Origin of the sequence: Streptomyces mobaraensis NBRC 13819 = DSM 40847 (genome assembly GCF_017916255.1) — a bacterium.
In the GTDB taxonomy this organism is placed as follows: Bacteria; Actinomycetota; Actinomycetes; order Streptomycetales; family Streptomycetaceae; genus Streptomyces; species Streptomyces mobaraensis.
This window is the reverse complement of sequence record NZ_CP072827.1, coordinates 7,390,635-7,413,405: the sequence shown is the minus strand read 5'-3', so window position 1 is coordinate 7,413,405 and position 22,771 is coordinate 7,390,635. Positions and strand designations below refer to the sequence as shown.

The 22,771-nt window shown below is 75.1% G+C and carries 23 protein-coding genes; 10 read left to right on the top strand and 13 right to left on the bottom strand.

The window, feature by feature from the left end:
• Positions 1-10 precede the first annotated feature (10 nt).
• The 4 genes from J7W19_RS32055 to J7W19_RS32040 all read right to left on the bottom strand — a co-directional run bounded on the left by J7W19_RS32055 (position 11) and on the right by J7W19_RS32040 (position 4,949).
• Positions 11-1,087, bottom strand: coding sequence for an NAD(P)/FAD-dependent oxidoreductase (locus J7W19_RS32055; protein WP_004948583.1), 1,077 nt, complete (start codon positions 1,085-1,087; stop codon positions 11-13).
• A 132-nt stretch (positions 1,088-1,219) separates the two neighbouring features.
• The gene (locus J7W19_RS32050; protein WP_004948581.1) at positions 1,220-2,893 is read right to left on the bottom strand and encodes an MFS transporter; all 1,674 of its coding nucleotides are present in this window, start codon (positions 2,891-2,893) and stop codon (positions 1,220-1,222) included.
• A 32-nt stretch (positions 2,894-2,925) separates the two neighbouring features.
• Positions 2,926-3,573, bottom strand: coding sequence for a response regulator (locus J7W19_RS32045; protein WP_004948576.1), 648 nt, complete (start codon positions 3,571-3,573; stop codon positions 2,926-2,928).
• Positions 3,561-4,949: a sensor histidine kinase gene (locus J7W19_RS32040; RefSeq protein WP_004948572.1), complete on the bottom strand. Its 1,389-nt coding sequence runs from the start codon at positions 4,947-4,949 to the stop codon at positions 3,561-3,563. Before J7W19_RS32040 ends, J7W19_RS32045 begins: the two co-directional genes overlap by 13 nt.
• A gap of 279 nt (positions 4,950-5,228) precedes the next feature.
• On the opposite strand from J7W19_RS32040, the gene J7W19_RS32035 reads away from it, so the two are divergent.
• From J7W19_RS32035 to J7W19_RS32025, 3 genes are all read left to right on the top strand, one after another.
• The gene (locus tag J7W19_RS32035; protein WP_004948569.1) at positions 5,229-6,029 is read left to right on the top strand and encodes an ABC transporter ATP-binding protein; all 801 of its coding nucleotides are present in this window, start codon (positions 5,229-5,231) and stop codon (positions 6,027-6,029) included.
• Entirely contained in the window at positions 6,029-8,578 is a 2,550-nt protein-coding gene (locus J7W19_RS32030; RefSeq protein ID WP_004948567.1) for an ABC transporter permease, read from the top strand. The genes J7W19_RS32035 and J7W19_RS32030 overlap by 1 nt, the downstream gene beginning before the upstream one ends.
• A gap of 289 nt (positions 8,579-8,867) precedes the next feature.
• Positions 8,868-9,644 (top strand): thioesterase II family protein, encoded by a 777-nt coding sequence (locus J7W19_RS32025; protein ID WP_004948564.1) that lies wholly within the window; start codon positions 8,868-8,870, stop codon positions 9,642-9,644.
• 193 nt (positions 9,645-9,837) lie between these two features.
• On the opposite strand, the gene J7W19_RS32020 is transcribed toward J7W19_RS32025, so the two are convergent.
• The 4 genes from J7W19_RS32020 to J7W19_RS32005 form a co-directional block, all read right to left on the bottom strand.
• Positions 9,838-11,370, bottom strand: a complete 1,533-nt coding sequence (locus tag J7W19_RS32020; protein WP_004948561.1) for an AMP-binding protein — start codon at positions 11,368-11,370, stop codon at positions 9,838-9,840.
• Between the two features lie 109 nt (positions 11,371-11,479).
• Entirely contained in the window at positions 11,480-12,493 is a 1,014-nt protein-coding gene (locus tag J7W19_RS32015; RefSeq protein WP_040890892.1) for an NAD(P)/FAD-dependent oxidoreductase, read from the bottom strand.
• Positions 12,490-13,014: an isoprenylcysteine carboxyl methyltransferase family protein gene (locus J7W19_RS32010; protein WP_040890890.1), complete on the bottom strand. Its 525-nt coding sequence runs from the start codon at positions 13,012-13,014 to the stop codon at positions 12,490-12,492. The genes J7W19_RS32015 and J7W19_RS32010 overlap by 4 nt, the downstream gene beginning before the upstream one ends.
• 12 nt (positions 13,015-13,026) lie before the next feature.
• Positions 13,027-14,088: a type III polyketide synthase gene (locus J7W19_RS32005; protein ID WP_004948551.1), complete on the bottom strand. Its 1,062-nt coding sequence runs from the start codon at positions 14,086-14,088 to the stop codon at positions 13,027-13,029.
• Between the two features lie 195 nt (positions 14,089-14,283).
• Between J7W19_RS32005 and J7W19_RS32000 the strand changes: the two genes are divergently transcribed.
• Positions 14,284-15,147 carry a UbiA family prenyltransferase gene (locus tag J7W19_RS32000; RefSeq protein ID WP_040890887.1) on the top strand — a complete coding sequence of 288 codons (864 nt, stop codon included), beginning with the start codon at positions 14,284-14,286 and terminating at the stop codon, positions 15,145-15,147.
• 28 nt (positions 15,148-15,175) lie between these two features.
• Here J7W19_RS32000 and J7W19_RS31995 read toward each other — a convergent pair whose 3' ends face one another.
• From J7W19_RS31995 to J7W19_RS31985, 3 genes are all read right to left on the bottom strand, one after another.
• The gene (locus tag J7W19_RS31995) at positions 15,176-15,778 is read right to left on the bottom strand and encodes a flavodoxin family protein (protein ID WP_004948544.1); all 603 of its coding nucleotides are present in this window, start codon (positions 15,776-15,778) and stop codon (positions 15,176-15,178) included.
• Between the two features lie 115 nt (positions 15,779-15,893).
• Positions 15,894-17,111: an acyl-CoA dehydrogenase family protein gene (locus J7W19_RS31990; RefSeq protein WP_004948542.1), complete on the bottom strand. Its 1,218-nt coding sequence runs from the start codon at positions 17,109-17,111 to the stop codon at positions 15,894-15,896.
• Positions 17,112-17,131: 20 nt separating this feature from the next.
• Positions 17,132-17,611, bottom strand: coding sequence for a flavin reductase family protein (locus J7W19_RS31985; RefSeq protein WP_004948538.1), 480 nt, complete (start codon positions 17,609-17,611; stop codon positions 17,132-17,134).
• Positions 17,612-17,725: 114 nt separating this feature from the next.
• Between J7W19_RS31985 and J7W19_RS31980 the strand changes: the two genes are divergently transcribed.
• Both J7W19_RS31980 and J7W19_RS31975 read left to right on the top strand, forming a co-directional pair.
• Positions 17,726-18,517: a FadR/GntR family transcriptional regulator gene (locus tag J7W19_RS31980; RefSeq protein WP_004948536.1), complete on the top strand. Its 792-nt coding sequence runs from the start codon at positions 17,726-17,728 to the stop codon at positions 18,515-18,517.
• 204 nt (positions 18,518-18,721) lie between these two features.
• Positions 18,722-19,057 carry a hypothetical protein gene (locus J7W19_RS31975; RefSeq protein WP_004943371.1) on the top strand — a complete coding sequence of 112 codons (336 nt, stop codon included), beginning with the start codon at positions 18,722-18,724 and terminating at the stop codon, positions 19,055-19,057.
• Positions 19,058-19,092: 35 nt separating this feature from the next.
• Here J7W19_RS31975 and J7W19_RS31970 read toward each other — a convergent pair whose 3' ends face one another.
• On the bottom strand, positions 19,093-19,608 hold the full coding sequence (locus J7W19_RS31970; RefSeq protein WP_004943375.1) for an EF-hand domain-containing protein: 516 nt from the start codon (positions 19,606-19,608) through the stop codon (positions 19,093-19,095).
• A gap of 213 nt (positions 19,609-19,821) precedes the next feature.
• On the opposite strand from J7W19_RS31970, the gene J7W19_RS31965 reads away from it, so the two are divergent.
• Complete coding sequence (locus tag J7W19_RS31965; RefSeq protein WP_004943378.1) at positions 19,822-20,361, top strand: hypothetical protein; 540 nt, start codon at positions 19,822-19,824, stop codon at positions 20,359-20,361.
• Positions 20,362-20,493: 132 nt separating this feature from the next.
• Positions 20,494-20,853, top strand: a complete 360-nt coding sequence (locus tag J7W19_RS31960) for an SH3 domain-containing protein (protein WP_004943382.1) — start codon at positions 20,494-20,496, stop codon at positions 20,851-20,853.
• Between the two features lie 72 nt (positions 20,854-20,925).
• Here J7W19_RS31960 and J7W19_RS31955 read toward each other — a convergent pair whose 3' ends face one another.
• On the bottom strand, positions 20,926-21,192 hold the full coding sequence (locus tag J7W19_RS31955; protein WP_040889382.1) for a YciI family protein: 267 nt from the start codon (positions 21,190-21,192) through the stop codon (positions 20,926-20,928).
• Between the two features lie 101 nt (positions 21,193-21,293).
• On the opposite strand from J7W19_RS31955, the gene J7W19_RS31950 reads away from it, so the two are divergent.
• Entirely contained in the window at positions 21,294-22,202 is a 909-nt protein-coding gene (locus J7W19_RS31950) for a LysR family transcriptional regulator (RefSeq protein WP_004943388.1), read from the top strand.
• Between the two features lie 221 nt (positions 22,203-22,423).
• Positions 22,424-22,771 (top strand): hypothetical protein, encoded by a 348-nt coding sequence (locus J7W19_RS31945; protein WP_152264701.1) that lies wholly within the window; start codon positions 22,424-22,426, stop codon positions 22,769-22,771.

The following is a 22,771-nucleotide window of genomic DNA, read 5'->3' as shown; positions in this document are numbered from 1 at the left end:
CGCCCGCGCGTCAGCCCTGCCGGGGTGCGCCGGACGGTACCGTGCCGTCGAGGCCGTGGCGGCGGTCGCCCAGCACCCGCCCGCAGAGGGCCGCCTCCGCCTCCGGCGTGAAGGCCGCCGTGGGCCGCCCGGCGCGGCGGCGGGCGAGCGCGGCGTCGGTGTCGGCGGCGACCAGGTCGGCGTTGAGGGCGGCCGCGGCCCGTACCCCTGCGGCGGCCGCCCCGACCACCCCGTCCGTCACGTCCGCCACGTTTCCCGCGACCCACACCCCCGGCACGGCGGTGCGTCCGGTGACATCCGCACCTACCTGGTCCCCGATGGCCGACGGGTGTTCCGCAGCCGTGAGTCCGAGACCCGCGAGCACGTCGTCCCGGGCCTCCAGCCGGGGGGTCACGGCCAGCGCGGCGAGCGGAACCCGCGTTCCCGACGTCAGCCGTACGCCCACCAGGCGGTCGTTCTCGACCTCCAGTGCGGCGACTTCCCCGTCCACCACGGCGATCCCGCGGGCCGCCAGCCGCTCCCAGTCGTCCTCGGCCAGGTCGCCGCCCGTGTGCCGGAACAGGGTGACCCGGTCGGACAACTGCCGGAAGAGCAGCGCCTGGTGGACCGCGGCCGGGCCGGTGGCCAGCACCCCGACCGGCCGGTCGCGCACCTCCCACCCGTGGCAGTACGGGCAGTGCAGCACGTCCCGCCCCCACCGCTCCCGCAGCCCGTCGATTTCGGGGAGCCGGTCGACGAGCCCGGTGGCCACCAGCAGCCGGCGGGCCCGGAAGCGGCGCCCGCCCGCCGTCACCACCACGAATCCGTCGCCGTCGCGTGCGGCGGACACCGCCCGGTCGTCGATCACCCGGCCGCCGTACGAGGTGATCTCCTCCCGGCCCGTCCGGAGCAGTTCGCCGGGGGCGATACCGTCCCGGGACAGCAGGCCGTGCACACCGGAGGCGGGGCCGTTGCGGGGTTCGCCGGAATCGACGACCACCACGGACCGCCGGGACCGGGCGAGCGTCACCGCACCGGACAGGCCGGCGGCTCCGCCGCCGACGACCACCACATCCACATCACTGGGGTTCTTCGCGTTCTCCGTCATACCGGCACCTTCGCCCGGCGCCTCCCGGCGGACAAGAAATCATGCCGTTCCGGCAAGAAGCCGGGTGCCGACGGCCGCCCGGCCGACGGACGCGGGACGGGACGTCGGGTGCGACCCCGTCCGGCCGCGGCCTCACCGCCCGTCTCCGGCCCGACCGCCCGGTCCGCCCGCCTCCGCGGCGGCCGGTTCCTCGGCCTGCCCGGCCCTCTCGTCAGCCGCCCCCTCCCCCGGCGCTCCGCCGCCCCCGCTCCGTACCGTGTGCCGCAGCAGGAACCCCGAGACCACCGCCATCGCCAGCAGCAGCCCCACCGTCGTCCACGAGGCGATCCGCAGGCCGTGTGCGAAGGCGTCGCGGGCGGCGGCCAGGAGGTCGGCGCCGGTGTCCGCCGGGAGGCGGCCGGCCGTGTCGACGGCGCCGCCGAGGGTGTCCCGGGCCGTGGTCGCCGCGCCGGGCGGGAGGCCGTCCGGGAGGTGGCGGGCCATGTCGTGCCGGTAGACGGCGGTGCCGATGCTGCCGAGGACGGCGATGCCGAAGGCGCCGCCGAACTCCGTGGCGGTCTGCGAGAGCCCGGAGACCGAACCCGCCCGGTCGGCGGGGGCGGTGGCGATGACCAGGTCGGAGGTGGTGGTCATGACGAGGGTGATGCCGGCCGCCATGACGACGGTGCCGGTGACGATCACCGCGACGCCGGAATCCGCGTCGAGGCGGGTGAGCACCCCGTACCCGCCGGCCGCGACGACCAGGCCGCCCGCGACGACGGCCACGGGCCGGACGGCCCGCGCCAGGAGGGGCGCCAGGGCCGAACTGGCCAGGGCGGCGCCGGCCGCGGGCAGCGCCCACAGGCCCGCACGCAACGGCCCGTAGCCGAGCACCAGTTGGAGGTACTGGGTGGTGAACAGCCCGGAACCGACGAGGGAGAAGATGGCGAGCACGCTGGTGGCGACGGAGGCGCTGAACGCCCGGTCGCGGAACAGCCGGACGTCCAGCATGGGTTCGTCAAGCCGCCGCTGGCGCCGCAGGAAGTACCAGCCGACGGCCAGGCCGGCGGCGAAGGCGGCGGCCGGTACGGGGTGGAGGCCGTCCTCGGCGGTCTTCTGGATGCCGTAGACGGCGGGCAGCACGGCGGCCAGCGACAGCGCGGCGCTGAGCAGGTCGAACCGGCCGGGCCCGGTCGCCCGGGACTCCGGCAGCAGCGCCGGGGCGAGAAGGAGCAGCAGCGCCATGACGGGCAGGTTGACGAGGAAGACGGAGCCCCACCAGAAGTGTTCCAGCAGGACGCCGCCGAGCAGCGGTCCGAGGACGGCGCCGGCGGCGAACGCGCCGGTCCACACGGCGATGGCGGCGCGGCGCTGCCCGTCGTCGGTGAACATGGTGCGGATGAGGGAGAGGGTGGACGGCATCAGGGTGGCGCCGCCGAGGCCGAGGAGGGCGCGCGTGGCGATGAGCAGGACGGGGTCGGTGGCGAGGGAGGCGGTCACCGAGGCCAGTCCGAAGACGACGGCGCCGAGCGTCAGCAGCCGCCGCCGGCCGATCCGGTCGCCGAGTGAGCCCATGGTGAGCAGGAGTCCGGCGAGGACGAAGGGGTAGATGTCGACGATCCAGAGGAGCTGGGAGCCGCTGGGCGCCAGCTCGGCGCTGATGAAGGGCAGGGCGTAGGAGAGCACCTGCATGTCGAGGGAGACCAGCAGGACGGGGAGGATGAGGACGGCCAGTCCGGTCCACTCCTTCCGTCCGGCCTTCCCCGGTGTCCCGGGTTTCCCGGTCTCCCTCGACGTTCGTATCGGTACCGCTCCGGTGTCGTGCATGACGTCGTCGCTCCCGCTCCGCTGGTCGGCGCCTACGCGTTGAGGTAGGCGAGTACTGCCAGGACGCGCCGGTTGTCGTCTCCGGAGGCCGCGAGTCCCAGTTTGGTGAAGATGCTGTTGGTGTGTTTGCTGACGGCCTTCTCGGACACGAACAGCTTGGCGGCGACGGCCGCGTTGGAGCGGCCCTCGGCCATCAGGGCGAGCACCTCGCGTTCCCGTTCGGTGAGGGACTGCACGGGGCTGGTCGCCTTCTCGTGTTTGACCATGAGTTCCGACACCACCTTGGGGTCCATGACCGTGCCGCCGTCCGCGACCTGCCGGAGCATGTCGATGAAGCGGCGGACGTCGAAGACGCGGTCCTTGAGGAGGTAGCCGACGCCGCCGTTCTGGTCGGACAGCAGCTCGCGCGCGTACATCTGTTCCACGTGCTGGGACAGCACCAGGATGGGCAGTCCCGGGACCTGCCTGCGGGCCTCGACCGCGGCCTGGAGGCCCTCGTCGGTGAAGGTCGGGGGCAGCCGTACGTCGACGATGGCCACGTCGGGGCGGTGGGTGAGCAGGGCGCGCAGCATGGCGGGCCCGTTGTCCACCGCCTCGATCACTTCGAATCGGTGGGCGGTGAGTATTTGTACCAGGCCCTCCCGCAGCAGGGCCAGGTCTTCGGCGATCACAACGCGCACGGCAGCTCCATCGTCACCACGGTCGGTCCGCCCTGCGGACTGTGGACGTCCAGTACTCCGTCGAAGGCGGCGAGCCGGCGTTGCAGCCCGCGCAGGCCGCTGCCGCCCTCGGGGTCGGCGCCGCCGCGGCCGTCGTCGGTGACCCGGGCCCGGAGCGCGCCGTCGGCGTACCAGAGGCGGACGTCGACGCGGGTGGCGCCGCTGTGCTTGGTGACGTTGGCGAGCGTCTCGGCGATCACGAAGTAGGCGGCGGACTCGACGGGCGGCTGCGGGCGGCCGGGCAGGTCGATGGCCAGCTCGACGGGGAGCGGCATGCCGACCGCCAACGCCCGTACGGCGCCGTCGAGTCCGCGTTCGGCGAGGACGGGCGGGTGGATGCCGCGGACGAGGTCGCGCAGCTCGGTGAGGGCCTGGCTGCTGGACTCCATGGCGTCGGCGAGGAGTTGGCGGACCATTTCGGGGTTGTCGTCCAGCAGGGTGTCGGCGAGGCCGAGTTTCATGCCGAGGGAGACCAGGCGGGCCTGGGCGCCGTCGTGCAGGTCCCGTTCGATGCGGCGGAGTTCGGCCGCCTGGGATTCCACGGTCTCGGAGCGGGTCTCGGTGAGCCGCTCGACGCGCAGGGCGAGGCGGGCGCCGCGGGTGGGGGCGAGCAGCAGCCGGCTGAAGGCGCCGTGTGCCCGTACCAGCGGCCGGGCGGTCAGCAGCCCGAGGGCCACGAGCAGGGCGCCCTGGGGCATGGCGAGGTAGGCGTCGGTCTGGTCGGCGATGGGCCAGATCACCCCGAACCCCCAGTGCGGGCCCATGTGTTCCCAGAGGAACGGGGTGACGAAGAGGCCGTTGAGGCCGTAGGCGACGAGGGAGGCGGGCAGCAGGCCGAGGACCAGGCCGACGGGCCCGTCGAGGAGGAGCCACAGCACGTCGCGCCAGGTGGCCGGGTCGGCCAGCAGCCGCCGGCACTGCCGGAAGGACGCGGCCACGTCGTGGGGTGCCGCTTCGACGGGGTGGCGGTAGGGGGTGTCGATGGGGGTGCCGGTCCACTCGCCGAGCGTCCGCCGGTGGTAGCCGGCCAGCCCGCGGACCGCGGCCAGGACGACCGGCAGGACGAGCACGCCCACGCCGACGACCAGGGAGAGCAGGGTCAGCACGGTGACGGTGAACAGGGCGACGCTGCCGAGCTGGGAGAGCACCGCGACCACCAGGCCGCGCGCGCACCAGCGCAGCCGCCCGGCGCCGCCGCCCTCCCCGGTCCGTACGGCTTCCGTCACCACAGGGCCGTCACCGCTCACCACCGGGCCACCCCCGCCCGCCGCCGGACCGCTCCCGTCGTCCCGGTCCGCACCGGGCCGCGTAACCCGCCCGCCGGCCTTGAGGTCCACGCCTCGCACACCTGGCTCCGTCCTCCCCTGACCCGGGGGCCCTCCGCCCCACGAGCCTCATCATGCAGTACGCGCGGGCGGTCCGATCGGCCGGTCCGCCCGCCCGCGCCTCCCAGCATCGCCGCCGGCCGGGCCGGGGTCAGGGGAGGAGGGCCTTCGGGCGGGGTGGAGTTTTCTCCACCCCCTTTGTGGTCGTAGACCCATCGGCCGCGCGGCGGCCCGTCCGTAGCGTTGACGGTGTGATCGCGTCCCCCACGCGACAGGTACAGGGAGCTTTGAATGGACACCATCGCAGTCGCCGACGCAGTCCGGCTGAACGCGGTTCGCAAGGTCTACGGCGAGGGCGCCAACGCGGTGACCGCACTCGACGGCGTGAGCCTGTCCTTCCAGCGCGGCAGCTTCACCGCCGTGATGGGGCCGTCGGGTTCGGGCAAGAGCACCTTCCTGCACTGCGCGGCGGGGCTGGACCGGCCCACCTCGGGCACGGTCCTGCTGGACGGTGAGGACCTCGGCGGGTACGACGAGACGGCGCTGACGAAGATGCGGCGCGAGCGGATCGGGTTCATCTTCCAGTCGTTCAACCTGCTGCCGGCGCTGACGGTGATGCAGAACATCACGCTGCCGCTGAAGCTGGCGGGCCGGAAGGCGAACCGGGCGCAGATCGACGAGGTGGTGCACCGGGTGGGCCTGGACTCCCGGACCGGGCACCGTCCCGCCGAGCTGTCCGGTGGCCAGCAGCAGCGGGTGGCGATCGCGCGGGCCCTGGTCACGGGTCCGGCCGTGGTGTTCGCCGACGAGCCGACCGGCGCGCTGGACACCCGTACCGCCCGCGAGGTGCTGCGGCTGATGCGCGAGTCGGTGCGGACCCTCGGGCAGACCATCGTGATGGTCACGCACGACCCGGTGGCGGCCTCGTACGCGGACCGGGTGGTGTTCCTGGCCGACGGCCGGTTCGTGGGCGACCTGTACAACCCGACCGCCGAGGTGGTCGCCGAGCGGATGACGCGCCTGGGTGCCTGGGCGGACGAGGAGTCCGTGTACGACCCGCAGGCGCGCACCGCGACGGGGGGCGCGTACTGATGCTGTCCCTCGCCCTGAGCACCCTGCGCTACCGCAAGGGTGGTTTCGTCGCCACTTTCGTGGCCATGTTCTTCGGCGCGGCGCTCATCATGGCCTGCGGCGGGCTGATGGAGAGCGGTGTCCGCGACGCGGTTCCCGCCCAGCGGCTGGCCGCGGCGCCCGTGGTGGTGGCCGGTGACCAGTCGTACGCATCGTCGCGCCTGGCGGAGCGGGTCCGGCTGGACGCCGGGACGGTCCGCGAGGTCGCCGGCGTCCCGGGGGTCCGCGAGGCGGTTCCCGACATTTCCTTCCCCGTCGCCGTCGTGCGCGACGGCCGACCGGTGACCGATCTGTCGGACGACGTCACCCGCGCCGACCACCGTCCGCTGGGCCACGGCTGGGCGTCGGCCCGGCTGGCGCCCTACCGCCTCGCCAAGGGGGCCGCGCCGGCCGCCCCGGGCGACGTGGTGCTGGACGCCGGGCTGGCCGCGGAGGCCGGTGCCTCCCTCGGCGACCGGGTCCTCGTCACGGTCCAGGGCGAGCCGCGGGAGTTCCGGCTCACCGGTGTGGTCCGGCAGGACGGCGGCCGGGACGCGTTCCAGCCCGCCGTGTTCTTCACCGACGCCCAGGCCCGCGCGCTCAGCGGCCACCCGCGGGCGGTGGACGCGATCGGCGTCCTGCCCGCGGCCGGCACCGACGCGGTCGCGCTCGGCGAGCGGATCGAGAAGCAGCTCGGCGGCAAGGCCGTCGCGCTGACCGGTGACCAGCGGGGCCTGGCGGAGTTCCCCAAGGCCGCCGCCAGCCAACGCAATCTGCTGATGCTGGCCTCCATCTTCGGCGGCTGGGCGGTCCTGGTGGCCATGTTCGGGGCGTCGTCCACCCTGGGGCTGACGATCCGCCAGCGGCACCGCGAGATGGCGCTGATGAAGGCGATCGGCACCACCCCGGCGCAGCTGCGCCGCATGATCCTGGGCGAGACGCTGGCCGTCTCCCTGGTGGCGTCCGTGCTCGGCTGCCTGCCCGGCGCGCTGTTCGGCCGGCTCCTCTTCGACAAGCTGGTCTCGGCCGGGATCGTCTCCGGGGCCGTCGAGTTCCGGCTCGGCGTGCTGCCGGGCGCGGTGGCGGTGGCCGCCTCGCTGCTGGCCGGGGTGGGCGCCGCGTACCTCACCGCCCGTAAGATCGCCAGGACCCGGGCCACCGAGGCGCTGGCCGAGAGCGCGATGGAGGGCCGCTGGCTGACCCGCGCCCGGATCGTCTGGTCGGTCGTCTTCCTCGTCGGCGGTGTCGCGATGGCCGCGACGACGATGACGATGCCGGTGGACGACACCACGGCCGGCGTCGCGGCCCCCGCCTGCATCTTCTGGGCGATCGGCCTGGCCCTGCTGGCCCCCGGCTTCGCCAAGGGCGTCGTCGCGGTCCTGAAGGTGCCGCTGCGGGCGGTGTCGGGGCTGTCGGGCATGCTCGCGGTCCTCAACTCGCGGACGCACGCGCAGCGGATGGCCGCCACCATCACCCCCATCGTCCTGCTGACCGGCATCGCCACCGGCACGCTGTACATGCAGCAGATCGAGGACGCCTCCAACCGCGCCGCGCACACCGGCGTCCTGCGGGCGGACGACGTCCTGACCTCGCGCACCGGCGGCCTCGCCCCCGGCACGCTGGAGAAGGTCCGCGGCGTCCCGGGCGTCGCCGCGGCCTCGGAGTACGTCACGAGCACCGGCTTCGTCCAGGAGCCCAAGGACTCCGAGCAGACGGACGACGGGTGGACGCTCCAGGGCGTCACCGGCGACGGGAACCTCTCCGTGAACGCCGCCGCCGGTTCGCTCGCCGCGCTGCGCGGCGACAGCGTGGCCCTGCCGGTGGAGCACGCCAAGTCGCTGGGGCGCGGGGTCGGCGACACGATCACCCTGCGGCTCGGCGACGGCACCCCGGTGAAGGTGAAGGTGGTCGCCACCTACCGGCCGGAGGGCCTGACGACCTCGCTGCTGCTGCCCGCCGGGCTGCTGGCGGCGCACACCACGGACGGGACGCCCGCGCAGATCGTGGTGCGGCGGGCCGCCGGGGCCGACCCGGGCGCGGTGACCGCGGCGCTGGGCGCGGCGGTCAAGGACCAGCCGGGCGTCGAGGTGGCCGGCAGCGAGGCGCTCACCGCCGGCCGGACCGCCGGACAGCAGCAGCTCGCCACCATCAACTACCTGGTGGTCGGCATGATCGTCGGCTACACGGTGATCTCGGTGGTCAACACCCTGGTCTCCGCCACCGGGCGGCGCCGCCGGGAGTTCGGCCTCCAGCGGCTCACCGGCTTCACCCGGCGGCAGGTCATGACGATGATGGCGGCGGAGAGCGTGCTGACCGCCGTGACCGGGATCGTCCTCGGCTCCGTCGCCGCCGCGATCACCCTCTTCCCGTACAGCGTCGCCAAGTTGGACCGCGTCGTGCCGTCCGTGCCGGTGTGGATCTACTGGGCGGTGGTGGCCGGGGCGGCGGTGGTGACCTTCGCCGCGACGCTCCTGCCGACCTGGCGGGCCACCCGGTTCCGGCCGGTGGAGGCCGCCGCCTCCGCCGCCTGACGACGGCGCCGCGGCCGGGTGTACGGCCGCGGCGGCACAGACCACCATGTGGGGCCGGTAGTCCATCCCCCGTCGCACTTCCGGCCCGGGTCCCACCGCTCTGCGGAGCGGTGGGACCCCTTGCTTTGTCCGCCCGGCGTGCGCGATAGGGGTCGGGTGGACCCCCTATCGCGAACGGCGGCCGGGCGGTTAGGGGTTGGCCGCGGCGCGGGCGCGATGGGATCATGCGCGGGACGGACCGGGGCGGCCACAGCGGGCGCCTGACGCGGACAGGCGAGGAGCGAGTGACGTGAGCGAGTCGAGCAGGGCCGTCGGCGGCGTGCGCGAGAAGAGCAAGTGGATCCAGCGCTTCCATCCGGCCCCGGACGCCGCGAACCGGCTGGTGTGCTTCCCCTACGCGGGCGGCTCGGCGAGCTACTTCCACGGCGTCTCCGCCGCCCTGTCCCCCGCCCTCGACGTGCTGGCGGTGCAGTACCCGGGCCGCCAGGACCACCGGTCGGTGCCGCCCCTGCGCTCCGTCGAGGAGCTGGCGGACCGGGCCGCCGAGGAGTTGCTGCCGTGGTGCGACCGCCCGGTGACGCTGTTCGGCCACAGCATGGGCGCCATGGTCGCCTACGAGGTGGCACGGCGGCTCACGGACAAGGGCGCGGCGCCGCTGTCCGTCGTCGTCTCCGGCCGGCGCGCGCCCACGACCGTCCGGCAGGAGGACGTCCACCTGCGCGACGACGACGGCATCGTGGCCGAGATGGAACGGCTCGGCGGCAGCGACCTGCGGATGTTCCACGACCCGGAGCTGCGGGCCCTGTTCCTGCCGGTGATCCGCGCCGACTACGAGGCGGTGGAGACCTACCGCCACCGGCCCGGCCCGCCGCTGCCCTGCCCGGTGCTGGCCCTGCTGGGGGACGGCGACCCGATGGCCACGGTCGAGGAGACCCAGGCGTGGGCCGGGTGCACGTCCGCGGCGTTCACCCTCCGCACCTTCCCCGGCGGCCACTTCTACCTCAACTCCCGCGCGCCGGAGGTCATCGGGGTGATCCGGGAGCACATCGCGTCGCTGACGGGCTGAGAGGTCGCTGAAGAGCCGACGGGCCGACAGACGGAGAGCGACGTCCTCGCCGACCGCGCGCGGGCCGGCAGGGTGTCCTGGCCCGGCGCCGACCGGCCCGATCCGGCCGCGGCGCCGGGCACGACGTGGCCGTCACCGCACGGGAGCCCCCGTGTTCGATGACGGCCACGTCCGGCCGAGCAACCGGCTCCCGTCAGCCGGCCTGGCGTTCGGCCACCCGCCGCAGGGCCTTCTTGTCCGGCTTCCCGGCGTCCGTCAGCGGCAGTTCCGCCATGAAGTCGATCCGGTGCGGCTCGTACATCGCGCCGCACCGCTCGCGGACGAACGCCCGCAGCGCGTCCGCCCCGACGTCCGCGCCGGGGACCGGGACCACGGCGGCGTGCACCCGCTCCATGTCGTCGGCGTCCCGCACCCCGAAGACGGCGCTCTGCCGTACGCCGGGGTGCGCGTTGAGCACGTCCTCGAGCTCGGTCGTGTAGACGTGCCCGCCCACCACGATGATCATGTCCTTGATGCGGTCGACGACGGTCAGGAAGTCCTCGTCGTCCAGGAACCCGATGTCACCGGTGTGCAGCCAGCCGTCCTTCAGCACCTCGGCCGTGAGGTCCGGCCGCTTCCAGTAGCCCCGCATGACCTGCCGTGAGCGCACGCATATCTCGCCGTGCGCGCCGCGCGGCAGGTCCCGGCCGGTCGCGGGATCGCGGACGGCGACCTCGACGCCGGGCAGCACCTTGCCGACGCTGCGCAGCCGTTCGGACCGCGCGGGGTCGTGGTCCTCGGGCTCCAGGAAGCTGATGCCGCCGGCCTCGCTCTGTCCGTAGAACTGGACGAGGACGGGCCCGAGGCGGCGTACCGCGTCGGCGATCCGCACGGGCGACGCCGGGCAGCCGCCGTACAGCACGCACCGCAGGCCGGAGGTGTCGGTGCGGGCGAGGTCCGGGTGGTCCAGGAGCGCGTAGAGCAGCGGCGGGAGGAGGAACACGTCGGTGATCCGCTCGCGTTCGACCGCGGCGAGCACGGCGGCCGGGTCGAAGTCCTCCAGCAGGACGAGGACGCCGCCCCGGCGCAGGGTGCCGTCCGCGAGGTGTCCGGCGGCGTGGGCGATGGTCGTGCAGACCAACTGCCGGGGGGTGTGGTCCTCGTCCTCGCGGTAGCCGCGTCCGGCCTGCGCGAAGGTGGTGCAGATGCCCTTGGGGTGGCCCGTGGTGCCGCCGGTGTGCCGGATGGAGGCGATGTCCTCGGGTTCGGCCTGGCTCGGGAACGGCTCGCCGGACTGGGCGGCGGCGAGTTCCAGGAGGTCCTTGCCGGTCTTGGCGGGGCCGAGGGCCAGCACGCTCTCGACGGGGGCGAGCCGCGTCACCTCCTCGGCGCGCTCCGCCAGCCGCGGGTCGACGATGAGCGCGCGCGTCTCGACGTCGGCGACGATGCCGGCCTGCACCTCGGCCGAGAGCTTGTTGTAGAGGTGGTTGACCCGGCAGCCGAGCAGGTTGGCCGCGTACCGGGCGGCGATGATCTCGGGCAGGTTCCCGCTGAGGAGGGTGACGGTGTGCCCGCGGCCGAGCCCCTCGGCGCGCAGGGCCCGCGCCATGCGGTGCACGAGGGCGCGGAACTCGCCCACGGTGACGCGCCGTCCCTCGTGGACCAGCGCCTCGCGCCCGGGGTCGTCACCCATGCCGTCGAGGATGTCCTCCACGTACATCGGTAACTTCGGCGCGGCGTGCGACATTTCTGCTCCTCCGGGTAGGTTCCCAGGCCATTAATTGCCTGAGGCATCCATCCATCATGCCTCTTTTGATCGACAACGCCAAGCCCGGCCCGGCGCCGGTCCGCCGGCCCTACTGGAGCGCGCGCACCACGCCCGCGAACACCCGCGGCAGGGCGCGCGCCGCGGGGACGACGAGGCCGCTGCCGGCCGGATGCCGGCAGGCCCGGACCAGGGCGTGGGTGAGGACGCGATGCCGCCGGGTCAGCCGGCGCCAGGCCGCCTCGTACGCCGACGGCCGGCCGGCCGCCAGGCAGCGCACCGCGGCCTCCGCCGTCGCCAGGGCCAGGGCGACGCCCTCGCCCGTCAGGGCGTCGACGTACCCGGCCGCGTCGCCGACGAGCAGGACGCGCCCGGCCGTCCGGGCGCGGGTGCGCTGGAGCAGGGGACCCGCGCCGCGCACGGCGCTCGCGGGCGCGGCGCCCGACAGGAACGCCAGCGCCGGATGGGCCGTCAGGTGGGCGTCGTAGCCCCGGCGTTCGCGGCTGAGGACGGCGACGCCCACCAGCTCCTCCCCCACCGGCGTCACATACGCCTCGCCGTGCCGGGACCAGTGCACCTCGACGTGGTCGCTCCACGGCCTGACGCGGAAGTGCCGGCGGAGGCCGTAGCGGGCGGCGGGACGCGCGGGCAGGTCGAGGCCCAGGGCGCGGCGGAGCGGGGAGTGCAGGCCGTCCGCGGCGATCAGCCAGCGCGCCCGCCACTCCCCCGCCGTCACCCCGTCCGCGTCCTGGACGACCGCGCCCACCCGGCCGGGCGCGAACCGCACGCCGGCTTCGGCGGCCCGCCGGTGCAGGGCGGCGTGCAGCGCGGTCCGCCGGACGCCCAGCCCGGTGCCGCCGCGGAAGTCCGCCTCGACGCGGCGCGGCCCGTCGACGTACCGGATGCCGCGCAGCGGATGCCCGGCCACCTCGACGCCGAGCGCGCGGAGCGCGGCCACGCCGCTGGGCATGACGCCTTCGCCGCACGCCTTGTCCACGGGCGTGGCGCGCGGTTCGACGACCACCGTCTCCAGGCCGGCGAGCGCCGCGTGGACGGCCGCCGCCAGTCCGGCCGGTCCGCCGCCCGCCACCAGGACGTCGATCACGCGGTGGAGGGGGCGCGGGAGGGCGCGAGCGCCGCCTCCTCGCACCGGACGCGGACGGCGAGCAGCCAGGCGTTCAGCAGTGTGAAGCCGGCGGCCGTGACCCAGGCGCCGTGCACCAGGGGCAGCGCCGCGCCCTCGGCGGCGACGGCCGCGTAGTTGGGGTGGCGCAGCAGCCGGTAGGGGCCGGCGGTCACCGCCGGGAGGCCGGGGACGACGATCACGCGGGTGTTCCACCGCCGTCCCAGGGTGCGGACGCACCACCAGCGCAGCCCTTGCGCGGCGGCGACGACGACGAGCATCGCCCAGCCGAGGACGGGCCGGAACGGCCGCCCGGCGGCGAGCACTTCGAGGAGGCAGGCCGGCAGCAGGGCGGTGTGCAGGGCGACCATCCACGGGTAGTGGCCGCCGTCGACGGGCAGTCCGCCGCGCTCCCGGCTCCACCGGGCGTTGCGGCGGGCGAGGACGAGTTCGGCGCCGCGTTCGGCGGCGACGGCGGCGAGGAGGAGGGCGTACCAGGGCACGGTCACGGTGGCCTACCAGCGCAGGAGGACGAGTTCGCAGCAGAAGCCGGGGCCCATGGCCAGCAGCAGGCCCGGCGAGCCGGGCGGCGGGCGGCGTTCGGCGAGGGTGTCGCGGAGCACGTGCAGGACGGAGGACGAGGAGAGGTTGCCGGCCTCGGCCAGGTGGCGCCAGGTGAGGTCGAGGGCGTCGGGGGCGAGGCCGAGGACCTCGGTCACCGTGTTCAGGATCTTGGGGCCGCCGGGGTGGCAGACCCACGCCGTCACGTCGTCCGGTTTGAGCCCGTGATCGCGGAGGAAGGCGCGGACGTCGTCGGCCAGGTGGTGGCGGACGATGTCGGGGACGGAGGGGTCGAGCACCACGCGGAGCCCGAAGTCGCCGATCTCCCAGCCCATGGCGTGCTCGGTGTCGGGGTACATCCGGCTGCGCGTGGCGACGACCGCCGGGCCCTCGGCCGCCGGGACGCGCTGTCCCCCGCAGGCGACGACGGCGGCGGCGCCGTCGCCGAACAGTCCGCTCGCGATCATGTTGGCGGGCGAGGCGTCGGTCGCCTGGAAGGTGAGCGAGCAGAGTTCGACGGAGAGCAGCACGGCGACGTCCTCGGGCCGGCCGCGCAGGTAGTCGTGGAGGCGGGCGATGCCCGCGGCGCCGGCGACGCAGCCCAGGCCGAAGACCGGGAGGCGTCTGACGTCGGGGCGCAGGCCGAGCCGCTGGACGAGGCGGGCGTCGACGGAGGGGGTGGCGAGCCCGGTGACGGAGGTGAACATCAGCAGGTCCACGTCGGCGGGCCGCAGTCCGGCGGCGCGCAGGGCGCCGTCGACCGCCCGGGCCCCCAGCGCCGTGGCCTGCCGGATGAAGACGTCGTTGGTCTCCTGAAACCCGGTCAGATCCGGGTATCTCTCCAGGGGGAGCACCAGGTGGCGGGTCCGCACCCGGGTGCTGCGGTGCAGGGTCTCGAGCAGCCGCCGGTCGCCGCCGTTGCGCTGGAACCCTGCGGCGATCATGTCGGTGATGGCCTGCTGGGGGTAGCGGTGCGGGGCGTGCAGGCCGTGGACGGCGGCGATCCGGGTCGTCATACGTCTCCTGGGGCGGGGGCGTCACGGGTGTCACGGGTGTTCAGGGGCGGAGGCGGACGCCCGGGAACGCCCGTTCGTCCGCTTCCCCGTGTGTTCCCCGGTACCTTCCCCGGCGTGCTTCCGGCGGCGCGGACCGCCCGTCCGGACGAGTGTGGGACCGGCGTACGGGCGGACGGTCCGCTCTACGATCGCGGGGTGGACGCGACGGAGGTGCGGGCCCCGGACCGGGCGCGCGGGAGCGGGCCGGTCGCGGGCCTGGCGGCGTCCTGCCACCCGGGCCCGACGGCGGCGGTCACGGTGCTGGTGACGGCGCTCGCCGTGGCCGCCGGGTACTCCCCGGCCGGATCCGCCCTGGTGGCGGGCGCGGTGCTGGCCGGTCAGCTGTCCGTCGGCTGGTGCAACGACGCGTTCGACGCCGCCCGGGACGCCGCCCTGGGCCGCCGCGGCAAGCCCGTCGCGGCGGGGGCGGTCCGCCCGCGCACGGTGTGGGCGGCGGCGTGGACCGCGCTCGCGCTGTGCGTACCGCTGTCGCTGGCCGTCGGTCCGCTCGCCGGGGCCGTGCACCTGGCCGGGGTGGCGGCGGCATGGGCCTACGACCTCGGGTGGAAGGCGACGGTCTGGTCCTGGCTCCCGTACGCCCTGGGCTTCGCCTCCCTGCCCGCGTTCGTCGCCCTGGGCCTGCCCGGGCGGCCGTGGCCCGCCTGGTGGGTCGTCCTGGCGGCGGCGCTGCTGGGGGCGGGCGCCCATCTGGCCGACACGCTCCCGGACATCGCCGGCGACCTCGCGACCGGTGTGCGCGGGCTGCCGCACCGGCTGGGCGGGGCCGCCGTCCGGCGGATCCTGCCGGCGGTCCTCGTGGCGGCCACCGCCGCCCTGGTGCTGGGCCCGCCGGGCCCGCCCTCGGCCACGGGCGCGGCGGCCCTGGCCGGGGCGGCGACGGCCGCCCTCGCCGGGTCCGCGCTCGCCGCCCGCCGCCCGGGCGCGCCGTTCGCGGCGGCGGTGCTGGTGGCGGGGGTGGACGTGGCGCTGCTGTTCGCGGAGGGCGGGGTGACGGGCTGAGCCCGAGGGCGGGGGGCCGGTCGCGGATTCAGCCCGGCGCGCCGAGCGGCCGGGCGGCCAGCGCCGCGGCGACGCCCTGCAGGTTGGCGGCCATGGCCCGGGCGGTCTTGTGCGACCACTCGTGCCCCTTGGACTCGTCCAGGTAGTCGGGCCCGGGCCCGGGGCCCAGGTGCCAGTACGTCCAGGACTGCCCCGGGACGGTGTACCCGATGTCGACGAGGGCGCCACTGATCTCGCTGATGACATGGTGGGCGCCGTCCTCGTTGCCGGTGACGACGACGCCGGCGACGCGGTTGTACGCCACCGGGCGCCCCTCGTCGTCGGTCTCGCTCAGCATGGCGTCCATCCGTTCGAGGACCCGCTGGGCGACGGACGAGGGACGTCCGAGCCAGGTCGGGGAGGCCATGACGAGGATCTCGGCGGCGAGGATCTTCTCCCGGACGGCGGGCCAGGCGTCGCCGTCGCCCATGTCGGAGCCGACGCCGGGCCGGATGTCGAGGTCGACCGCGCGCACGTGGTCGGTCCGGACGCCGAGTTCGGTGAGCCGCCCGGCGACGACCTGGGCCAGCGCCTCGGTGTTGGACGGCTCGGGGGATTTCTTCAGAGTGCAGTTGACGATGAGTGCTCTCACCTCGTCACGGCTACCCCACGGCGGCGCCCGGGCGCCGCGCGCTGGTCCGCGTGGCCTACGCGCGGCGCTCCGGGTGCGGGCGGGATCGAATGAACTCGGATGAATTCAGGTGAACTCAGATGAACGGGGTGATCCGCTCCTCGACGCCGAGCAGCAGCTTGCCGTAGATCTCCATGCCCACCGCCGGGGTGGAGGCCGCGTGCCGGGCGGCCACACTCGCGTCCCGCCAGATCCGCTGCAGCGCGTTGGCGTCCGCGAAGGATCCCGCGCCGTGCACGTCGACCAGGGTGTTGAGGGCGGACATCAGGTTGTCGACGGCGTGTCCGGAGTCGGCGCGGACCCGGGCCCTGGTCAGGAGGTCGAGCTGCGCGCCGCGGGCCGCGGCCGTGTCGAGGTCCGCGGCGGCCCGGTGGGCGTGCAGGTGGGCGGTGTCGATCCTCATGGCGGCCTCGGCGACCCGGGTCTGCACGCCGACCGACTCCGCCTGGGTGCCGTAGTAGGTGTAGGCGATCGGTTTGGTCGCGGCCTTCTCGGTGACCAGCTTCAGCGCGGCCCGGCCGAGGCCGAGCTGCGGGCCCGTCAGGCCGACGGCCAGGAAGGGGGCGAACGCGACGCGGAAGAGCCCGGTGGGGCCGTGGTCGGCGGGGACGTCGCCCTCGATGGCGCCCGGCACGGACATCACCCGGTGCTCGGGCACGAACACGTCCTCGGCGACCAGGCAGTTGCTGGCGGTGCCGCGCATCCCGGCGACGAACCAGGTGTCCTCGCAGCGCAGCTCGGACCGCGGGACCAGGGCCATGGCCTGGTCGGTGACGGCACCGTCGGCGTCGGTGAGCGGTATGCCGACGACGGCCCAGGAGGAGTGCGGGGCGCCGGAGTTGTAGTACCAGCGGCCGGACACCCGCCAGCCGCCCTCGATCCTGTCGCTGGTGGCGGTGGGGCTGAAGACGCCGGTGACCCGGGCGTCGGGGTCGGCGCCGAAGACGTCCTCCTGCGCCTGCTCGGGGAAGAGGGCGGCGAGCCAGTTGCAGGTGTTGACGACGGCGACCACCCAGCCGGTGGAGCCGTCGCCCTCGGCCAGCGCGGCCGTCACGTCGATCAGGGTGCGGACGTCGGTCTCGTATCCGCCGAAGCGCCGGGGCACGGTCAGCCGGAACAGCCCGGCCTCGGTGAGCTCGTCGACCACAGCGTCGGTCAGCCGCCGGTCCGCGTCGATCCGGGGGGCGTGCTCCCGCAGCAGGGGCCGCAGCGCCTCCGCCCGTTCGACGAGTTCGGCGCCGGTCGGGGCGGGGGAAGCGGCCGACGGTACGGACCGGGAAGGCGTGGTGGTCATAAGGGGTCTCCTGGCTGGATTCAGCGCGCGAACGCGGAGTGGGTGCCGAAGGTGCGGTGGCCGTAGACGAGGGGTGCGGCCTTGGACGTGCGGACGTGGGTGACGTCGCCGAGGAGCAGCAGGTGGTCGCCGCCCTCGACCGCCGAGCGGAGGTCGCACACCAGCCAGCCCGGCGCGTCGGTGAGCCGCGGCAGGCCGTGGTCGTAGGTCCAGGGCGCGCCGGACGCGGCGAAGCGGTCGGGCAGCCGGCGGGCGAAGGTCCTGGCCGGCCCGTCCTGCTCGCCGCTCAGCACGTTCACGCCGAACCGCCCGGTCGCGAGGATGCGCCGGAGCACGTCGGACGACCGGTTCAGCGCCACCGACACCATCGGGGGGCGGAGGGACAGGGAGGCGAAGGCGCTCACCGTGACCCCGTAGGGGGTCCCGTGCTCGGCGGCCGTCACGATCGTCACCGGCGCGCAGACGCCGGCCATCGCCTCACGGAAGTCCTGCTGTCCCATCACCTCTCCTAAATCATCATGATGATTATGGTGATCATGCATGCGGCTTACGAAAGGCGTCAAGAGGTGCGAGACTATTCGCCATAATCATTTCAGTCGGCGTCGAGGAGACCAGTGCAGACCACCGACCACCCCGCGGACGGGCCCGCCGAGCACTCCGTGCGGGACGCCGCCGACCTCCCCGCCCTCTGCCGCGCCGACTGGGAACGCCCGTCCGCCCCCTCCCGCGCCGAGACGGCCGCCGACCGCGTCGCCGACCGCGTCGCCCGCAGCCGGCCGGGCGCCCGGCTCGGTACCAAGGAGGAGCTGCGCGCGGAGTGCGGGGTCTCCGTCGGCACCTTCAACGAGGCGCTGCGCCTGCTGCAGACCCGCGGCCTGGTCACCGTGCGCCCGGGTCCCGGCGGCGGGCTCTTCGCCGCCCAGCCGCCCCCGGCCGGGCCCCGGCGAGACGCCTGGACCGAAGCCCTGGACGGGCAGCGGCCCGACGAGGCGCTGCGCGTCCGCGACGCCCTGGACCCGCTGCTCGTCGCGGACGCCCTGTGGCACGCCTCCCCCGCCGACGTCGCCGACTTGCGGCGTCTGCTGGTCCCGCTGGCCGAGGCGGCCGTCGCCGCCGACCCCGCCGCCTTCGCCCGGGCCGACCGGCGGCTGCGCGCCCGCCTCGCCGCGCTCGGCCCGGGCGCCCTGCTGCGCTCGCTGTACGAGGGCCTGCTGCCGCTCGCCGAACGCGCCGACGCCGCCGCCGGTCCCGGGACCCTGCGCGCCCGCCTCGACCGCCGGACCGCCCTCGTCGACGCTCTCGACACCCGCGACCGCGCCCTGGCCCTGCGCCTGGCCGGTGGCGGTGACGGGGACGACGGCCGGGGCGGGGCCGGTGCGGGCGACGGCCCGGCCGAGGCGGGCTGAGCCCCGCCGTGCTCAGCCCACCCGCGGCAGCGTGAAGTCCCGGGCGCCGTGCAGCCGGGTCACCCGCGCGTACAGGTCGTCCTCGCCGAGCGACCGCGGCACCGCGTTGCGGGCCCGGGCCTCCTCGCCGGCGGGTGGTACAGCTCCTCGCCCATCCGCCGGGCCAGTAGCTGGACGCGGGCGGTCCGTTCGCGGCATTCGGCGTTGTACCGGGCCAGGCGGCCCGGCACATCATCGGCGGCGTCCGCGAGCACCTCGCCCAGGACCACCGCGTCCGTCCACCACGGGATCGGCGTCTTCGCGTCGGCACCCCGGTCCGACGGCCTCGCGCTCTCCGAGACCCGGCGGGTCCAGCGGCGGCTGCCGGAGACCTGCGCGGGCGCGGGAGGACGGCCGTACCTCTACGGCGCCCACGCCTTCGACGCGGACCTCCTCCGCGCCTTCTACGGCGCCCCGGCCCTGCGGCGCCTCGCGGAGCTGCGCGTCCGGCACGCGCTGACGCACGTCAACCGGCGGGCGTTCGGCGGCGTCCGGCCGTAGGCCGCCGTGCCGTCCCGGCGCCCCCTACAGGATTTCTAGTACAGGACCTCGCCCATCGGGGAGTCCTCGCCGACGACGTAGGCGCGGATCGCGGCGAGGTACGCCGCGCGGCTCACGCGGCCGTCGCGGTCGGTGTCCAGCGCGTCGAACGCGGCGGCGGCGTTGCCGGAGGGATTGTTCAGCGCGGTGCGCAGGAGAGTGAACTCCCGTGCGTCCAGGGCGCCGTCCGCGTCCGCGTCGGCGAGGTCGAAGAGCGCCCCGAGGGCGAACCGGCAGACGGTGTCGAACTTCTCGGCGTCCACCCACGCCTCGTACTCGTCGTACGTCAGCCGCCCGTCGCCGTCGGCGTCCATCGCGCCCCATGCCCGGGCGCCCTCCGCGCGGGCCGCGACGACGAGCGGGTCGTCTTCCGTGCGTCCCGTGGCGCGTACGGTCCGGTCGATGCGGGAGAGGTAGTCGTGCCGCGTGACGACCCGGTCGTCGTCGGCGTCCATCATGGCGAACACGCGCGCCCGCGCCGTCGCCGCGGCGGTGGTGATCGTAGGGCTCACTGGGTCTCCTCTTGCTGTTGTCACACCGGTCGTCCGTCCGGCACGACCTACCCGACGCGGACCGGACGCCAAGCATCCGCCGGGAGGAGGGGCGCGGGCGACGGCGCGGCGGGGCAGGCGGGCGCGGTGCCGCACACCGGAGCGCCCGGGGCGGAGGGTACGGCCGCGGGTAGGTGGAACACCTGGAGCGGAACGGGACGTCTGGGAGGACGCGTGTTCGGTGGGCGGGGTACGGCGGTCGCACTGGGTTCTCTGGTGCTGGTGGTCTCCTCATGCGTGGTGGCGCCGGCGAGCCGGGCCGGCGAGGCGGCCGGCGACGGATCCGTCACCTGCACCGGCGACGCCACCAGCCGCTACGACCCACCGCTCACCCTCCAGCCCCGGCCGACGCGCAACGAGGCGAAGGTGCGTTACTCCTGCACCACCGCCCCCGGCCGCACCCTTCCCGCCACGAGCTCCTTCACCTCGTCCTCGCCCTCGGCGTCCTGTGTCTCCGTCACCTTCGCGAGCGGCACCGAGACGGTCCGCTACGCCGACGGCGCCCGTTCCCGGATCGTCATCGACAGCGCCACCGTCGCCCGCGTCGCGGGCACCGTGACCACCGAGCAGTCGGGCCGGGTGGTGGAGGGCCGTGGCACAGGCCGTCAGGTCCGCCGCACGGTGACCGCGACGTCCCGCCAACTCCCCACGGACTGCCTGGCCACCGGCCTGCGGGGCACGGTGAGCGCGGTGCAGCTGGAGATCCTGCCGTAGCCTCCGCCCGCCGCGGGGCGTTCGACTTGTGGCAGGGACGTGACAAGATCGTAAGCGGAACGGGCCCTCTCGCCTCTTAGGGTGTTCGCGCGGCGTCCGCCGCATCGAACGAGTACCACTTCCGGAGGATCCGTGCGTCGTATATCCCTCGCACTCACCACGGCCGCCCTGATCGGCACCGCCGGGGCCCTGGCCGCCCCGGCGCAGGCCGCCGCCCCGGCCGCCGCTCCGCGGGCCGCCACCGTGGCGGCCAAGGAGTGCCACGAGGACAACGCCATGATCTACACCGACGGCACCCGCCTGCGGAGCAAGGCGAGCACGTCGGGGGCGGTCAAGGGCCAGCTCTACTTCGGGGACCCGATCCGGATCCTGCGCAAGTCCGGTGGCTGGGACTATGTGCAGCTGAAGTCGAAGAGCAAGGGCGGCCTGGCCAAGGGCACCCGCGGCTGGGTGGCGCACAAGAACATCATCCCGCCGTTCTGCGGTCACTGACCCGGGCGCTCCGCCCCGCGCGGAGACGAGGGTGAGGGGGTCCGGCGATCGTTCGCCGGGCCCCCTTCCGCGTCAGCCCTCCGCCGTCCACACGGGCCGGAAGCGGAGGATCTCGGCGGTGGCGGCGCCGCTGGTGACGAACGGGTCGGAGGCCACGGCGGCCTCGATCTCCGACCGTTCCCCGTCGGCCAGGACCAGCCCGCCCGTGCGCGGCTCCAGCGGTCCGGCCAGCCGTGCCAGGCCCCGGGCGAAGACGCCGTCGGGGTTCGTGTAATGGGCCTCCTTCAGTTCGTCGATCCTCTCCAGCGGGGCGCGGTAGCGAAACACGATCACGTACATGTCCCCAGTAAGCGCCACCGGCCCCGTCCGGCGCCAAGACCGATCACCCGGGGTGGGGCATAGGATCGCACCTATAGCGGCTGATCAGGAGGGGTGTCGGGGTGGAGGAGCCGGACGGGGACGGGCTGGCGGGCATCGAGCTGCGGCACCTGCGGTACGTCGCCGCGGTCGCCGAGGCCGGGACCGTCACGGAGGCGGCCCGGCGGCTGCGGATCGCGCAGCCCAGCCTCAGCCAGCAGATCCGGCGGCTGGAACGCCGCGTCGGCACCCCGCTGTTCCGGCGGCTGCCGCACGGCATGGTGCCGACCGAGGCGGGGCGGCTGCTGCTGGAGGGCGCCGGCCGGGCCTTCGCCGAGCTCCGGTCCTCCGTCGCCGCCGCGCGCGCCGTCCGGGACACGGCGGCGGTCGGGGTGTGCCGGGGCGTGGCGCAGGCCGTCATCGCCGCCGCGGAGGACGTGATGACGCGCGGCCGGCCGCTGCGGCTCGCCTATCGCCAGGCCGACTCCGGGCGGCAGGGCGAGCTGCTGCGCGACGGCTCCCTGGCGTTCGGCATCCTGCGCGCGCCCGACGACACCTCCGGCCTGGCCGTGCGCACGCTCGCCGACGAACCGCTCGGCGTCCTGCTGCACGCCCGGCACTCCCTGGCCGAGCGGCCGGAGCTGACCTGGTCCGACCTGGCGGGTCAGCGTCTGCTGTGGTTCCCCTCCGAGCGGGCGCCGGGCTACGCGGCGGAGGTCCTCGCGCACGTGGGCGCGCGCGGATGGACGCCGGAGACGCTGATCGACGCGGACGGCGGCCACACCCTCTTCCGGCACCGCCTCATCGGCGACCACGGCCTGGTCGCCCTGCGCACGCGTGCCGGCTCCCTCGGCGACCCGGACCTCGTCTGGCGCCCGGTCGGCCCGGAACCGCCGCGCGAACGGCTGCTGCTGGCCGCGGCGGCGCACACGCCGTGGGCCGCTCCGGTGGCCGGCGCGGACCCCGGAGCGCGGGCCGGCCGCGACGGGTGAACCGCCGGGCGGCGGCGCGCGCGGGGGCGGCGGAAGCGGAGGGCGCCACATGGCGGACCACCCCTCCTCGCACCGCGTGGGACTCGCGCCCGCCCGCGCGGTACGCGAGGGAGGCCCCACCCCAACACGCCCGCGGCGGCGGCTTCCTGAGGTGCCCGGACCGGGCCCACCATGAGGGTCGGGAACTGGGAACGAACATGCGGAAGCAGAAGGGGAATCCCGTGAAGTCGAGGACATTCCTCCGCGCACCGGCGGCGGTGGTCACCGCGGGGCTGCTGTTCGCCGGCACGGCCGGAGCGGCCTTCGCCGCCCCGCCGGACGACCCGCCGAGCGCGTCGAGCAGCGCGGCGGGCGGCGACTCCGGCGGCGCGTCGGGCGACGACAAGGCGACCACGGAGGAGTTGTCGTCCTCCTGGAAGCCGGACGGCTGGTACGACAGCGAGCACGAGTGCAAACAGGCCGGCGAGAAGGGGAAGCAACAGCACAAATGGCACGATTACCGCTGCAAGAAGGAGAAGCGGCACCACGACGACTACGACTACTACTGGCACCTGTACTACCGCCGTTGA

Coding starts and splice junctions, on each gene's coding strand:
- J7W19_RS32005 (WP_004948551.1), bottom strand. CDS start 14,088: ATGACGACCCGGATCGCCGCCGTCCACGGCCTGCACGCCCCGCACCGC.
- J7W19_RS31955 (WP_040889382.1), bottom strand. CDS start 21,192: ATGTACGTGATCGTGTTTCGCTACCGCGCCCCGCTGGAGAGGATCGAC.
- J7W19_RS32020 (WP_004948561.1), bottom strand. CDS start 11,370: ATGTCGCACGCCGCGCCGAAGTTACCGATGTACGTGGAGGACATCCTC.
- J7W19_RS32055 (WP_004948583.1), bottom strand. CDS start 1,087: ATGACGGAGAACGCGAAGAACCCCAGTGATGTGGATGTGGTGGTCGTC.
- J7W19_RS32035 (WP_004948569.1), top strand. CDS start 5,229: ATGGACACCATCGCAGTCGCCGACGCAGTCCGGCTGAACGCGGTTCGC.
- J7W19_RS32050 (WP_004948581.1), bottom strand. CDS start 2,893: ATGCACGACACCGGAGCGGTACCGATACGAACGTCGAGGGAGACCGGG.
- J7W19_RS31990 (WP_004948542.1), bottom strand. CDS start 17,111: ATGACCACCACGCCTTCCCGGTCCGTACCGTCGGCCGCTTCCCCCGCC.
- J7W19_RS32030 (WP_004948567.1), top strand. CDS start 6,029: ATGCTGTCCCTCGCCCTGAGCACCCTGCGCTACCGCAAGGGTGGTTTC.
- J7W19_RS31985 (WP_004948538.1), bottom strand. CDS start 17,611: ATGGGACAGCAGGACTTCCGTGAGGCGATGGCCGGCGTCTGCGCGCCG.